A 15,540-nucleotide genomic window follows, 5' to 3' on the forward strand; every position below is an offset into this window, starting at 1 on the left:
TCGCTTTAGCATTCACTATGATGTGGCTACCAATGTGGGCTGATTAATATATGTACTACAAAGATCAACAGCCCCTAATGAAAAAATTTTATGTCGTTGCTTTAATTATTAGCGCTATTTTATTTTCGCTATGGTTTACAAGTAAAAATAATACTCATCGAGTTGTAGAGTCAATAGCGCCGGAGGTAAAGCAGGCAACTAGTGTAGCTGATTTATCACCTGTAAAAGTAATTCCTATAGATGTCCCTAAAGTAAATAAATCACAATCAAAAAAGCAAATCGCGTTTAATGAAGACTTAACAAAAGCAGCGCAGCAAGTGGTTATGCAATATGAAAGTGCACTTAAATTTCCTCCTTATTCTCAGCCATTAAGCGCTTTAGATGAAGATCGATTAAAGCCAAATCAATTCTATCCTGTATCGAGCCCGATTGGTGAAAGTGGTGATGCTTTAACTTTAAGCCTTAAGCAGTATCGCTTTGTATACCCAGAAGAAATAACAATAAAAGTAAGCGCTCAAGGGCTTGGTAAAGTAGTCGTTGAACTTGCAAATACAGACACGAAAGAAGTGTTAAATACCCATACAGGTAATGCACGTGAAGGTGAGGCAACTATCACTTTTAAAGGCGAAGATGATTACCCTCGTAGTTTGCAAGTGTTTGTAGAGGGTGATGTTACTGGTAAAAAAGTCCCCGTAGTTGCGCAAATTCAATATATGGCGCCAAGTGCGACTTTAACAGGTTTTGAAACTGCATATGCACAAGATGAAAACATGGTCGTGCCAGCTAATTTAACCGTTGTAAAAAGCGGTTTGTATCGTGTTAGGGCTAATTTATACAGTGGTGATACACCACTTGCTCATCTAGTATCTAAAGAGCGGTTAACACAGGGAAGCCAAACACTAAACTTAAAAGCCCATTGGTCAGTATTACCTCACGGTATTACAGATATGCGCTTAAGTGATTTTGTAATTGAGAGAATGTCGCCAAGCCCCGGTGAGCGTAACAGCTTTGGGAATAGTGAAATAAGTCATTTTGATATTACTGATTTTGCATACGATAGTTTGCAACAGTTGCCGTACCAGGCCAATGCACAAGAAAAGTTAAGTTTGGAATTTTTACAAGGCTTAGCTGAGAGTTAAAAATAGAACGCAATGCTGAATTGGTAAATTTGAGGGGGTTGAATATAAATACTACCCCCTTAAATTTGTTAGCTTAGATTTATAGTGACTACACTTGGCACTTCTTGTTCATCAAGTTCGCTACTTACAGGCACCTTAGGTATGTCAGGCTTATCAAGAGCGATATCGCCACCATCAATGATTTCACCTGTTTGTAAGTTTTCAAAATCAAATAAGTTAGCATCAGCTAAATGTGAAGGCACTACGTTTTGCATGGCTGTAAAAATACTCTCAATACGGCCAGGGTGCTCTGCATCCCATTTAGCGAGCATTGCTTTTGTATGTTTACGCTGCAGGTTCTCTTGTGAGCCACAAAGGTTACACGGGATTATAGGGTAGCCTTGTGCAAATGCGTATTGAGCTATATCGGTTTCTCTGCAGTATGCAAGCGGGCGAATAACCATGTGCTCACCGTTATCACTCATTAATTTAGCCGGCATACTTTTTAATTTACCGCCATAAAACATGTTTAAAAATAAGGTTTCAATCATGTCATCGCGGTGATGCCCAAGGGCTATTTTAGTGGCACCCAGCTCTTTTGCTGTTCGGTATAAAATACCACGACGTAAGCGTGAGCAAAGTGAGCAGGTAGTTTTACCTTCAGGTATAATATCAGTAACAATACTGTAGGTATCTTCTTCTACTATTTTGTATTCAACATTTAGTTTATCAAGATACTCAGGCAATACATGCTCAGGAAAACCGGGTTGTTTTTGATCTAGGTTAACAACAATAAGGTCAAACTTTATAGGTGCAACACGTTTTAAATGCTGGAGCATTTCGAGCATAGTGTAGCTGTCTTTGCCGCCAGAAAGGCATACCATTATGCGGTCGCCTTCTTCAATCATATTGAAGTCCATAACGGCTTGACCAGTTTGGCGACGTAAACGCTTTTGCAGCTTATTTAAGTTAAATTGAGCTTTAGCTTGATCTGAGTGTGACAATTACGCCCCCTAGTAAAACAATACAGCAAAGTTATTTGCTAAAAATAAAGGGGCGTATTATACCCAAACCACCTGAATATGCGAGTTTAGGATGTAATTAAAAGCGATTTAAACATGGTATTTTCAGCAAGTAATGTGCGGGCAGTTACTTGCTAAAAGATCTTTTGGTTAATCTAGGGTTTGTTGACCTTTCAAGGTTGAATTTGCAGCAGTCTATTTGGTATTTAGGCAAGGCAGAGCCTATGTAGTGTGGTTATCCCCCATAAGTAGGCGATAACGCAGCATCAATGCCAAACAGGCGCTGCCCTTCGGGTTCTGCATAGGGGCAATTTACTCTTTGTTGCTCGGCTTTGACTTAGCCCACTAGGTTACAAACCTCGCGCCGCGATTAAATCGCCCCTAGTTTGAACAAATTCTAATCCGCAAAGGTCAACAGCCCCTAGTTTTTTGCCAGCGGGCTTACGTAACCGTCAGGTTTAAGTGCCAGTACATCACAGTCTAGACTATCAATTACATGCTCTGCTGTATTACCCACAAGCGCCGCGCTTAAGCCCGTGCGACCTACAGTACCAATAACAACTAATTCGCTATTTAACCGCTTAGCCACATCAGGAATTACATCCTCTGGCAGGCCTTCTTCAATAAAGCATTGCTCTTGGCTTAAATTAAACTCAGCTGCCAATGCATTAGTTGATTCATGGTGATGCTTTTTAACTGATTCGTTATAAAGCCCAGGATTAAACTCAGGGATTTCGATTGCTATATTAATCGGTGTAGCGGGGTAGGCATTAACTAAATTAAGCTTTGCGTTGGCAAGTTCACATAAAAATTGTGCATCTTTAATAACGCGTTTATTAAGTGCTACATGCTCTTCATTTTCGCTAACCGCATTTACAGCAGCTAAAATATTACCGTTAGCAGGCCATGCCATTTCTTTTACAAACAATACAGGAGCGGGACATTTACGTACTAAGTGCCAATCGGTAGGGGTAAAAATAACTGACTTAAGTGCACCGTGTTGATGTGTGCCTTTAATAACTAAGTCGTATTTTTGATCGATGACGGTATCGATTATGGCCTCGTAAGGGCGATTATGCCAAACCACTTGGGTTTCAATATTAATATCTTTATAAGGAGAGACTAAATCGGTTAGCCATAGCTCACGATCTTTTAATACGGCGTCACGCATTGCTTCACGTTCATCGCCAGAGAGCATGGTTGTCATTTCATAAGAGAAGTCGTACACCGTCATAAAAGCGGTAATACTTGCGCCAGACTTTTTAGCTAAATCTATTGAACGTGCTAAACCGTGTTGATCATCTTTGGTGGGGTCAATAACCGCAATAATGCGTTTAATAGTGTTCATATGCTACTCCATTTACATAACGGGTGTACATTTAGTGTAACGTAAATATAAAACAGTTAAAGGGGTAGCATATAAATTGTTGTTCTAAATCAAACTATTTAATTTGACGAGGTTTTACTATTGCTGCAGTTTTAGCTAACGCATCGTTATCTAAAATAGTAATAAATTTACCTTCTACTTTTATTAAGTCTGCTTTTTGAAAGCGACTTAATAAACGACTAATCGTTTCTACAGTTAGGCCTAGGTAGTTGCCAATTTCACCGCGAGTCATTGTAAATCTAAATTCTTTACGTGAAAAACCACGCTCGCCAAAGCGCTCAGATAAGTTATAAATAAAACTAGCTAGGCGCTCTTCTGCTGATTTTTTATTAAGTAATAACAGCATTTCTTGATCGTATGTAATTTCGCTGCTCATTAAACGCATTATTTGTTGGCGAAGTTTTGGTAATTTACCAGCAAGTTCATCAAGCGTATCAAATGGGATTTCGCATACCATTGACGTTTCTAGCGCTTGCGAAAAGCTTTGATGCGCCATTTTACTTATTGCGTCAAAACCTACTAAGTCACCGGCTAAATGAAAACCAGTAATTTGCTCATCGCCTTGCTCTGATAATGTATATGATTTAAATGAGCCAGAGCGTACTGCATATATAGCTTGCAGCGGTGCGCCTGATTCAAATAGATAGTCGCCTTTATGCAGTGGTTTTTTTCGCTCAATAATTTCGTCAAGCTTATCCATTTCTTGGCCATTAAGTGAAAATGGCAAACACAATTGACTAATACTGCAATTATTACAGCTAATAGCACAATTACCCTTAGCGCGACTTTGAGAAAAATCCATAATTTAATCCGTTTAAATTTTTATACACGACTGCAAAATAACCTTAAAGGTTAATAATGCGAATAGATTAATGTACCAGCTTGTCGGTTGCAATAATCAATAAGTAGATACCATACCAAATTATAACACTGCCTAATACAATACGAGTCCATGGATGGTTAATAATAGTATTTAGTTTTTGTGCAGTAACGCCTAACGTAATCATTGCCGGAAAAGTACCTAAAGCAAAACAAAGCATCACTAAAGCACCATCTAAAGCACTTGGGCTAGTCATTGCCCATGTAAGCGCTGAATATACCAAACCACAAGGCAGCCATCCCCACAGAGCACCGTAACCTAGGGCTTTAAAAGGGGTGTTAATAGGCATTAAATATTTGTTGAGCTTAACAATGTGCTGCCACACCAAGGTTTTACCAACCTTTTCAAGCCATTGCAAAGTGGGCCCTAAGCGCATTATATACACGCCGACTAGGAGCATAAAAATAGCAGCAATGAATGAAAGGGCTAAAGAAAAAGACGTATTTTGCCGTGCAAATTGGCTACTAATTCCAGCAACAAGCGCGCCTGCTGCCATGTAGCTCAGTGCACGTCCAATATTATAAGCAAATGAATAGGTAAACTTTTTACGTTTATCACTTGCCAGTTGTAATGAGCTTGCTATACCACCGCACATGGCAATGCAATGTCCGCTACCTATTAGCCCCATTAAGAATGCGCTGGTATAAAGAGGGTCAATCATTACTTTTGTTATGTTGCTCTTTGTCGTCTTCAAACAAAATGCTGTGACCTTGCTTGTTTAAGTCAGAAAATTGCTCGCTTTTTACAGCCCAAAAGAAAACGCCGATAGCAATAATGACAAACAAAATAGCAATGGGGATCAAAATGTAAATTATGCTCATAACTTTAATAGCCTTAGTGAGTTGCTTATCACAATAATTGAGCTGGCAGACATGCCAATCACAGCCATCCATGGAGCGACTAAGCCCAATGCTGCCAGTGGTAATATGGACGCATTATACAATAAAGACAGCGCAAGGTTTTGCTTAATAATGCGCCTGGTTTGTTTAGCTACATTAAGTAAGTGATCGATTGAGGCTAAATCGCTATTAAGAAGCACCACATCGGCGCTATTTTTAGATATGTCAGCACCTGTTTCCATGGCAATTGATAAGTGTGCGCTGGCAAATACTGGGCTGTCGTTTACACCATCGCCGACCATAGCAACCACTTCGTTTTGTGAAGACCACTGTTCAACGGCTGTTTGTTTATCTTGTGGGGAGCATCCAGATTGCACGCTTTCGAGTTTAAGTTGTTTTGCTACTTTTTGGCCTGCATCTGAGGCGTCACCGGTTAACATATGACACGTTAAGTTTTGCGATTGAAGAGACTCTATAAGTTTTTTAGCATCATTTTTAACTTTATCAACAAAGTAAAAACGTGCAACAACTTGTTTATTTATATATAAGCTTGCTTGTGCATTTGATTTTTTGCTATCAAACCAACCACTTTTACCAATTGCGTAATGATGAGTTGCATCTTGTGCGCTAATGCCCAGCCCTGGGTGTACTTCAACGTTATCAAGGTTATGCTGAGCAGGTGTGATTTCATCAAATGCGCTAGCGATAGGGTGTTCAGAATAGCGCTCCAACCTAGCTGCAATATCGAGGATTTGTGTTTTTGTGTATTGCTTATCGATTATATCGACTTCATCAAGGCTAAATTTACCTTGTGTAAGAGTGCCTGTTTTATCAAATGCAAATAAAGTAATTTGTGAGAGTGTTTCGAGCACATGCGCTTGTTTTATTAACACGCCTTTGCGAGTAAGTGTTGCTACGGCGCAGGTAAGCGCGGTAGGTATGGCTAAACTCAACGCACATGGACAGGTAGCAACCAAAACCGAAATAGTAATCCAAAATGCGTGTTCTGGATCAATTTGGTACCAACCAATAGCGGTAAGCGAAGCAAATATGAGTAAACACGCAATAAACCACTGAGCTACTTTATCAGTAATTTCAACTAGCTTAGGCCGCTTAGTGAGTGCGTTGTGTTGTAGGCGTATAATTTGATTTAAAAGTGTATTTTGGCCAATTTTATTGATTTTTATTTCAATAACACCATCGTGGTTAACGCAACCGGCATAAACATTGTGACCAATAAATTTAGTTACGGGTTGATGTTCACCGGTCATCATAGACTCATCAACCGTGGTTTTACCTTTAATGAGTTCGCCATCGGCAGGAATTGTCTCACCCGCTTTAATAAGTACGATGTCATTAAGTTTTAGTTTTTTTGCTGCAATTATAAGCTCGTCACCACTTTCGTTAATAGTGCGCGCTGTTAATGGCAGTAGTTTTTGTAAGTTGGCAGTAAACTCGCTCGCTTTTAAACGTGCTCTAAATTCAAGGTATTTTCCCAATAACAGCAAAAAGGTAAACATACATACAGATTCAAAATATACCTCGCCCACTTCCATAAATGTAGCGTAACAGCTTGCACCAAATGCACCAAAAATAGCCAGCGAGACAGGTAAATCCATATTGAGTTGTTTAGCTTTTAAGCCATTTATAGCATTGGTTAAAAAGGGCAGTGCGCTATATAGAACAACGGGAGAGGCAAGTACTAAGCTGATCCACCTAAAATACTGCTCAAAATTACTGTCCATACCTGAAAACATGCCAAAGTACATGGCAAATGCAAACATCATTACTTGCATGGTCATCAAGCCTGCTACACCTAAACGGCGAATATAGGCTTTTGCAGTTTGCTGTTTTTGTTGTGCTTCAGTATCGGCTTGAAATGGATAGGCTTTGTAACCAATCTTAGCAAGCGCGGTAATTACTTCACTCAATGGGGTTCTGGTTTTATCCCACTGAATCATAGCGCGGTTGGTTGAGGTATTTACATCAACACGTTTAACTGTGTTTAAATTTAAAAGTTGTTTTTCGATAAGCCACGCACAAGCGGCGCAAGTGATACCTTCAACGCTCAGTAATACCTCTGAGATATTATCGGTAGTCGCTATAAATTCGTCTTGGATGTCTTCGTTGTCATAACTTTTTATAAATGCGAGTTGCTCAGGTACTAGCTGTTCTACTTTACCGGCACGTACGGTGCGGTATTTGTAGTAATCGGTCATACCTTGGTCAACAATATTTTGTGCAACAGCTTGGCAGCCAATGCAACACATTGGCTGGGCTTTGTCGTCAATTATAACGCTGGCACTAAATCCATTTGGCACACTCTCAAGGCAATGAAAACAAGAGTTAGACATAGTTATGACTACTTATAATTAGGAGTAACTAAAACGGTCTGTTCAGTTGGTAACGTTATATTTTCTTTCATTTTCCAACTGCCATCTATTGGCTCAATAAATACAGAATATGCACCCGGTGTGTACTCATTAAGTAATGCTGTAAATTCCTGATTGGCATTAGGAGTCAGTGTTGCTTCAAAGTCGTGTGCTTTTATGGTGCGATGGTAAAACGAGAGTTTTAACACATGCACATTGCTGCTGTCGCCTTTTGTAAATTTAAAGCTTACACGTTCGTTAGTTACATTTAACTCGCCATGTAAATAAAGTGCCTTTGCTTTTTCAAACTTAGTCAGTTCTAAGTTTATTGCTTTACCTTTTTTATAGTAGTCGTCGACAACCATGTCTGGGCCGTTACCTATTGCTGTAATAAATAAGCTAATACAGCCAATAATGGCAACTAACGGAAAAAAGATTAAAAACCAAGGCCAAAAATTTTTATACCACGGAGTAGGTTGCATAGTGTCTCTAAAGTAAGTTTAGGAAGGGTTATTTTATAGGATTTATACGTAAAAGACTAAAAAAAAGCCTCACAGTGGAGGCTTTTTTGATCTGGATTAATCTATTGAATTAAATAAATTAATTTATAAACATTTTATTAACTGTATGCTTATTTATCTTGCGATAAACTGTAAACATAGGCAGTTAATAAGTGAATCTTATCTTCACCTAAAATGTCTTTCCATGCAGGCATTACACCGGCACGGCCGTGGTTAAGTGTTTCTTCAACTGCACGTTGAGAGCCACCGTATAACCAAATGTTATCGGTTAGGTTAGGTGCGCCAGGAGATACCCCGGATACCATTATATTATTAGCAACAGACCCTTTACCATCAGCACCGTGACATGCCGCACACATCATTGCAAATTTTGCTGCACCTGCGGTTGCATCTTTTTGGTTAACAGTACGACCAGAAAGGCTCAGCACATGTGCTGTCATTTCTTTAACGCCTTGCTCGCCAAGAGCAGGGCCCCAAGCTGGCATTGCTGCAATACGACCATAAAGAAGTGTTTCTTTAATTTTGTCAGGTGTTCCGCCATATAACCAATCTTTATCAGTTAGGTTAGGGAAACCGCTTCCACCACGTGCATCAGAGCCATGACATTGTGTACAGTTTTGTGAAAATAAACGCTGACCAATTTCAATGGCTAATTGACCATCTGTTTGCTCATGTTTGTCGCCATTTTCAAGAGCAGCTTGCTGCGCAGCGTCACCTTCAAACTTAGAATTAACTAAATCTAAAACAGGTACCTGCGCCAGTCTATTAAAAATAGGACCAAAGCGTTCTTCTGCCGCTTCGTACTCTTTATCAAGTTTTACAAAGCGACCTTCTTCTTTCGCTTTAGCAATCGCTTCTTTAGATTCAGCTAAAGAGGTAATACCTTGGTTAGAGCTCGTCCATTTACCTAAACCTTCCCAGTTACCTAAACCTGGGTAAGCCGCAAGGTAATATACAGACCAAATAAAAGTTGCGAAAAACATGTAAGTCCACCACTTTGGCAGTGGATTATTTAGCTCTTCAATTCCATCATATTCATGTCCGCAGCTTTCACCTTCAGGTACACCAGCGTAGTTTTTTAAATTCCACACGAGTAAACCAAACAAAATGCACAAACATGATAGGGTTAATACAATAACCCAAATACTCCAAAAGCTAGTCATTTTTCAGACTCCTTTTCCTCGTTAGAGAGTGTGTTGTCATGTTTTTTTTCATCTTCGAAAATGGCATTAGCGGCGCTGTCAAAACGAGTTTTGCTTCGCTTGCTATATGCCCATGCAACAATCACAATAAACAATACTAAAATTACCAGAGTCAAAATGCCTCTGTATGTTCCGTAATCCATAATTTTTACTTCAAGTGGGTACCAAGTTGCTGTAAATACGCGATTAGAGCTTGTATTTCTGTTGCGCCTTTGCCGTCATTCATAGCATTAACTTTATCAACATCAGCTTGAAGCTCTTCGTCGCTGCCATAACCTAGACCGCCGTAACGGTCTGTGCGGCTATCAATTCCAAAATTATCACGGAAAATTTGTAGTTTTTTCAGAGTGAGGCTGGTATCAAGCGTATTCTCTGCTAACCAAGGAAATCCTGGCATGTTCGACTCAGGAACCACTGCACGTGGATCAACTAAGTGAGCATAGTGCCAGTCGTCCGAGTAGCGCTTACCAACACGAGCCAAGTCAGGACCAGTACGTTTAGAACCCCATAAAAACGGATGATCCCAAACAGATTCACCGGCTACAGAGTAGTGACCATAACGCTCAACTTCATCACGAAAAGGACGAATCATTTGCGTATGACAAGTATGACAACCTTCTTTAACAAATATATCCCGGCCTTCCATTTCAAGTGCGCTAAGTGGACGTAGACCATCCACAGGCTTAGTTGTATCGTCTTGGAACATTAGCGGAGTAATTTCAACTAACGCACCAAAGCTAATAGCAAAAACAGTCAGAATAGCCATAAGGCCAATGTTCTTTTCTATTATTTCATGTTTGTTTTGTGACTTTTTATTGCTCATCATCTCACTCCGTTATGCTAATTGTGCTTGCGCGTCTAGTTTCAGAGATTCTTTCTCAGCTGAAATAGTGCGATAAACGTTATAAGCCATAACTAACATACCTACTACGATGAATACACCGCCTACAAAGCGCATGATATAGAAAGGATGCGACGCTTCTAAAGACTGCACAAAGCTGTACATCAATGTACCGTCAGCATTTACTGCACGCCACATTAGACCTTGCATTACACCTGAAATCCACATTGCAACGATGTATAAAACAACACCTACAGTGTGTAACCAGAAGTGGGTATTAACCAATTTAACGCTATACATACGACCTTGCGCGAATAATGCAGGGATCAAGTGATAAATAGCACCAATTGAAATCATAGCAACCCAACCTAGCGCACCTGAGTGTACGTGGCCGATTGTCCAATCTGTGTAGTGAGATAACGCATTTACAGATTTAATTGCCATCATAGGACCTTCAAACGTAGACATACCGTAGAAAGACAATGAAACAACTAAGAAACGCAGTATTGGGTCGGTACGTAGTTTATGCCATGCGCCAGACAGTGTCATAATACCGTTAATCATACCACCCCAAGACGGTACGAATAGGATAATAGACATAACCATACCTAAACTTTGCGTCCAATCAGGAAGCGCTGTGTAGTGAAGGTGATGAGGGCCAGCCCAGATATATAATGAAATTAAAGCCCAAAAGTGAACTACCGATAAACGGTATGAATACACCGGACGACCTGCTTGTTTTGGTACAAAGTAATACATCATACCCAAGAAACCAGCAGTAAGTAGGAAACCTACAGCGTTATGTCCATACCACCACTGAACCATCGCATCTACCGCACCTGCATAGATTGAGTATGATTTAGTTAACGACACAGGCACTGCCATGCTGTTTACAATGTGAAGCACAGCAACAGTAATAATAAAGCCAGCGTAGAACCAGTTAGCAACATAAATGTGCGATACTTTACGCTTAATTAAGGTACCAAAAAATACAACAGCGTAAACAATCCAAACCACAGCGATTAAAATATCGATTGGCCATTCAAGTTCAGCGTATTCTTTTGTGCTAGTAATACCTAAAGGAAGCGTTATTACTGCTAATACAATAACTAGCTGCCAGCCCCAAAAAGAAAAGGCGGCAAGTTTGTCTGAGAAAAGACGCGTTTGACAAGTACGTTGTACGACGTAATAAGACGTCGCAAAAAGTGCACTGGTACCAAATGCGAAAATTACTGCGTTCGTGTGTAACGGACGTAGTCGAGAGTAAGTTAACCATGGTGTATCAAAGTTAAGTGCTGGCCAAGCTAATTGGGCAGCAATCAGAACCCCAATACTCATGCCAACGATGCCCCAAATCACTGTCATAATAGCGAATTGGCGTACAACCTTATAGTTATACTCAGTTTGTGATGCTACTGTTTGGCTCATTTTCTGGCTTCCGCTGCAATAAATGCGTTTAGAAATGAATTACCCACCTTTAAAAGTGGGGCCTACTATTTTCTCAAGCGTGTTATCTAAAACTTTCAATACATGAAAGCTTCAGAAAAAAAACTTGAGAAACCCTTATTTTTTGCGGGTGAAATGATAAATTTTTTGGCCTAAAAAAGATAGATCAATTACATAAAATTATGACATCAATCAAACTTTGTGAGCTTGTTGTTTATTTTTTGATACAGTTTGTGCCTTATTTGGCCTAATAGTAACACTCGCACTTGTTATTTATAGTCACGATTATTAGTATTTGCTTTTATTTAGTGCGAAATTGTTATGCTTATATACAGGTTAAGTTTATTTACGGCGGTGTTTTTTTTATTAACAGCGTGTGATTTTTCTAAAAACACAGATGAAAAATTTCTTAAAAACGCCCAATGCGAAGCCAATGAGCCGTGTACTTTTTCAAATGATGTTAAAGTATGGTTAAGCGAGAAAACCCTTTCCCCCGAGACCCCATTTACTATTTTTAGTGATTTACCTGTTAACATTACAATTGAAGATGCCAAGCTTAAAGGCATTACCATGTATATGGGTTACATTCCTCAACAATTTAAACAACATGATGGCCTGTGGCAAAGTAATACTATGGTTGGCATTTGTTCCGAGCAAAATATGCTTTGGAATTTAGAATTAACCGTTAAAGATAATGCCACCTCAGTAATACAAACTCTCAATTATTCTTTTTACGTAACGTACTAAAGTTGCTGCTGCAAACTCTTGCATACAGCTTACATTTTTGATGTGAGTTCGTTTCTTATACATACGATTATCTGAGTGACAAGATCAATAAAATTGCCTTTTTAGGTTTTGATACTGATAAAGCTTTAATAGTGAATGAGTGCTCTCAAAAAGTTCAACTTTAATTGCGACTGAATAAAAAATCTAATCAAAAAACGTCTTAAAGTAGCTAAATCAGACTATTTAATCGCTAAGCATGCATAAATATGGTTAGTAATTAACATTTAGTTTTGCGGTTTTAATAATGCACTGTGATTAACTTGTTAATTTATCTAAATTTGGTACATCATTCGATTAATTACATTTAATTACAAAGTGGTTCGGTTTGATTTCATCTGTATTGCTTAAGTGTTTGTTTGTACTCAAAATATTGATATAAGTATGTATTTACTTGTTAACAATGAAACAAGTTGTAACGTATGTTCCTAATAAAGTTGTTCTATTTTGTTGTGATATATAAAATAAACAGTCGTTAAGTTTTCGTTCAGTTAAAAGCGCCTAAGTTGCCCGCCTAACTCACTATTCTTATAACAAGTGAGCATTACCAATAAAGGTAAATTTCAACAAGTAGGGTTCTTTCATGAAAAAATCAACTCTTGGTTTAGCTGTAATTGCAGCGATCCCAATGTTCTCTAGTGTGCAAGTTTTAGCGGCAGACGAAGCTGCAAAATCAATCGAAAAAATTCAAGTGACTGGTTCTCGTATTAATCGCACTGATATGGAAACGTCAAGCCCTATTACTGTCATTGGCGATGATTTTATTGCCAAAAGTGGTTATACATCAGTTGCTGATGTACTTTCAAATCAACCTTCAGCAGCTGGTATGAGCTTAGGTGGCTCTAGTAATAATGGTTCAGGCGGCTCTGCAACAGTAAACTTACGTGGTATGGGTTCTCAACGTACCTTAGTTTTATTGAACGGTCGCAGAATGGTATCATCTGGTACTGGCGCTGATTCTTCAGTCGATTTAAATACTATTCCAGTTGCAATGATTAAATCTATTGAGATATTAAAAGATGGTGCGTCTGCAGTATATGGTTCTGATGCTATAGCTGGTGTTGTAAATATAATCACTAAAAAAGATTTCGAAGGCACGGAACTTAATATTGACGGAAGTAGAACAACAAAGAATGATGGGAATAATTACGGTTTTAGTTTACTCCATGGTATGCAGATAGCGGATGGGAATTTAGTTATTGGCGCTCAGTATTCTGGTCGCGGAGAAATTATTCAATCAGATCGACGCTTTGTTGAACCAGGGCAATCAACTAGGATACCACAAGGTACATTAGGTGATAAAACCTATGCTGGTAATGGTGATTTTGAAGATAGAACGACTTCTTATGACTTTACTCCATCTAGCTATGCACAAACACCCAATGATTTGTATAGTATTTTTACAAGCTATGATACTGAACTTGATTCAGATACAACTTTAAATATTGATTTAATGTATACGCGTCGTGAATCATCGCAACAATTAGCGCCTGAGCCATTATCTATTGATTTAGAAACCTCTAAACTTAATGCTACATATACTAATTCATTTTCTAAAAATGGGACACTAGCTAAAAAATTAGAATATAACAGAAGAATGACTGATGCTGGTCCTCGCCTTTCTGAACAGGAAACTGACACTTACAGAGCTTCAGTGGCTTTACAGGGACTTTTAGATAATGATGCTAGCTGGGATATAAGTGCTACTTATGGGCGAAATGACTCAAAGGATAGTGTAAAAAATTCAATTAATACCGCCAGAGTTAAAGAAAGCATTTACGCTAATCAGGATGTTTGGTTTAGTGGCGAGCCACTAGGTCGCGACTTATTAACCGCGAATAATTCAATATTTATGGCCAATAATGAAGGTGGCAATGAACAGTTCGTTCTTTCTGCAGGATACAGCAATGTAACAGAAAGTGATATTGGTTATGCTATAGGTATTGAAAACCGTTATGAAAGTGGTTTTTATACACCAGATTTAATCATTCAATCTGGTGAAAGCTCTGCAGCACAGCAAAAATCTACAGATGGCGACTATTCTGTACAGTCAGTTTATTTTGAGACATCGATGCCAGTTTTGGAGTCTGTATCATTAGAAGGTGCGGCTCGTTACGATAACTATTCTACTTTTGGTGGCGAAATAACCTGGAAGTTAGGTGCCACTTGGAATGTGACTGATGAGTTTATGGTTCGTTCTGTACTAGCTACTGGCTTTAGATCACCAAATGTTGCTGAATTATTTGGCGGAAATTCTGGTTCTTATGACTACTTAACGGACCCATGGGGCAACGAAAAAGATGCTCAAATACTTGTAAACCGTACAAGTGATGATGATCTACAAGCTGAAGAGAGCCGTTCATTTACCTTTGGTATGGTTTGGGAAGTTACCGATGGCTTATCAAGTACTTTAGATTACTGGAAGTTTGACATTACTAATGCAATTACCCGTCTGGATGTTCAGAATGAATTGAATTCTTGTTTTTCAGGTGATGCAGATTCTTGCTCATCAATTGGAGTGTCCCAAGCTGGGAATTTATCTAACTTAACCTCTGTACTAACTAATGTCGGCTCTCAAAAAACATCTGGGGTTGATTGGAATATTGGTTATACTGCCGATAATTACCGTATAAATTTTGATACAACTTATTTAATTGAATTTGAAGAGAATGATATAAACTATACGGGCACTATTGATGGTAATATCGGTGGCTACTCAAAAATAAAATCTAATCTTTCTGTGAATTATGATATTACAGATGCGTTTAGTATTTTATATAACGCACGATTCATTCGTGGAATGGATGGTGAATACTACGGTGAAAATTTTAGTACTGACAACATTATTTATCACGATATATCAATGAGCTACAATATAAATGACGCATTAAGAGTAACAGGTGGCATGAATAACATATTTGATAAAGAGCCTGAAGAAGTCTTAGGTGGTAACGATATGGGTACTGTTCCTGAGATGTATGATGTTATTGGTTCACGTATTTTTGCTAACGTAAACTACAAGTTTTAACTAGCACATTAATCGTATTAAGGCTCAGTATTTACTGGGCCTTTTTTATTGAACAAAACAAAGGAGACAAGTAAACTAAAACGATATTTTAGAAGGAGAAC

General features: G+C 38.7%; 14 protein-coding genes. 3 read left to right on the forward strand and 11 right to left on the reverse strand.

Annotated elements, in window-relative coordinates; translation table 11 throughout:
* Positions 1-77 precede the first annotated feature (77 nt).
* Positions 78-1,139, forward strand: a complete 1,062-nt coding sequence (locus I6F53_RS16635; protein WP_197240388.1) for a hypothetical protein — start codon at positions 78-80, stop codon at positions 1,137-1,139.
* 68 nt (positions 1,140-1,207) lie between these two features.
* Here the strand turns inward: I6F53_RS16635 and ttcA are convergent, their stop codons facing one another.
* The 11 genes from ttcA to ccoN form a co-directional block, all read right to left on the reverse strand.
* A complete protein-coding gene (ttcA, locus tag I6F53_RS16640; protein ID WP_197240390.1) occupies positions 1,208-2,122 on the reverse strand; it encodes a tRNA 2-thiocytidine(32) synthetase TtcA in 915 nt (304 codons plus the stop codon).
* A 439-nt stretch (positions 2,123-2,561) separates the two neighbouring features.
* The gene (gene uspE, locus I6F53_RS16645) at positions 2,562-3,488 is read right to left on the reverse strand and encodes a universal stress protein UspE (protein ID WP_197240391.1); all 927 of its coding nucleotides are present in this window, start codon (positions 3,486-3,488) and stop codon (positions 2,562-2,564) included.
* 94 nt (positions 3,489-3,582) lie between these two features.
* Positions 3,583-4,329: an FNR family transcription factor gene (locus tag I6F53_RS16650; RefSeq protein WP_165728835.1), complete on the reverse strand. Its 747-nt coding sequence runs from the start codon at positions 4,327-4,329 to the stop codon at positions 3,583-3,585.
* Between the two features lie 67 nt (positions 4,330-4,396).
* Positions 4,397-5,068 carry a sulfite exporter TauE/SafE family protein gene (locus I6F53_RS16655; RefSeq protein WP_197240392.1) on the reverse strand — a complete coding sequence of 224 codons (672 nt, stop codon included), beginning with the start codon at positions 5,066-5,068 and terminating at the stop codon, positions 4,397-4,399.
* A complete protein-coding gene (ccoS, locus tag I6F53_RS16660) occupies positions 5,061-5,228 on the reverse strand; it encodes a cbb3-type cytochrome oxidase assembly protein CcoS (protein ID WP_002963071.1) in 168 nt (55 codons plus the stop codon). The genes I6F53_RS16655 and ccoS overlap by 8 nt, the downstream gene beginning before the upstream one ends.
* Positions 5,225-7,600: a heavy metal translocating P-type ATPase gene (locus I6F53_RS16665; protein ID WP_197240393.1), complete on the reverse strand. Its 2,376-nt coding sequence runs from the start codon at positions 7,598-7,600 to the stop codon at positions 5,225-5,227. Before I6F53_RS16665 ends, ccoS begins: the two co-directional genes overlap by 4 nt.
* An 8-nt stretch (positions 7,601-7,608) precedes the next feature.
* Positions 7,609-8,100: a FixH family protein gene (locus tag I6F53_RS16670; protein ID WP_166420777.1), complete on the reverse strand. Its 492-nt coding sequence runs from the start codon at positions 8,098-8,100 to the stop codon at positions 7,609-7,611.
* 149 nt (positions 8,101-8,249) lie between these two features.
* Positions 8,250-9,302: a cytochrome-c oxidase, cbb3-type subunit III gene (ccoP, locus tag I6F53_RS16675; protein WP_197240394.1), complete on the reverse strand. Its 1,053-nt coding sequence runs from the start codon at positions 9,300-9,302 to the stop codon at positions 8,250-8,252.
* On the reverse strand, positions 9,299-9,484 hold the full coding sequence (locus I6F53_RS16680) for a cbb3-type cytochrome oxidase subunit 3 (RefSeq protein WP_010554061.1): 186 nt from the start codon (positions 9,482-9,484) through the stop codon (positions 9,299-9,301). Before I6F53_RS16680 ends, ccoP begins: the two co-directional genes overlap by 4 nt.
* Positions 9,485-9,489: 5 nt before the next feature.
* Positions 9,490-10,164, reverse strand: coding sequence for a cytochrome-c oxidase, cbb3-type subunit II (gene ccoO / locus I6F53_RS16685; protein ID WP_197179668.1), 675 nt, complete (start codon positions 10,162-10,164; stop codon positions 9,490-9,492).
* Positions 10,165-10,176: 12 nt separating this feature from the next.
* Positions 10,177-11,610: a cytochrome-c oxidase, cbb3-type subunit I gene (ccoN, locus tag I6F53_RS16690; RefSeq protein WP_197240395.1), complete on the reverse strand. Its 1,434-nt coding sequence runs from the start codon at positions 11,608-11,610 to the stop codon at positions 10,177-10,179.
* A gap of 339 nt (positions 11,611-11,949) precedes the next feature.
* On the opposite strand from ccoN, the gene I6F53_RS16695 reads away from it, so the two are divergent.
* A complete protein-coding gene (locus I6F53_RS16695) occupies positions 11,950-12,375 on the forward strand; it encodes a hypothetical protein (protein WP_197240397.1) in 426 nt (141 codons plus the stop codon).
* A gap of 619 nt (positions 12,376-12,994) precedes the next feature.
* The gene (locus I6F53_RS16700) at positions 12,995-15,439 is read left to right on the forward strand and encodes a TonB-dependent receptor plug domain-containing protein (protein WP_197240398.1); all 2,445 of its coding nucleotides are present in this window, start codon (positions 12,995-12,997) and stop codon (positions 15,437-15,439) included.
* Positions 15,440-15,540: the final 101 nt, after the last annotated feature.

Origin of the sequence: Pseudoalteromonas sp. SWN29 (assembly GCF_015864465.1) — a bacterium.
GTDB lineage: Bacteria > Pseudomonadota > Gammaproteobacteria > Enterobacterales > Alteromonadaceae > Pseudoalteromonas.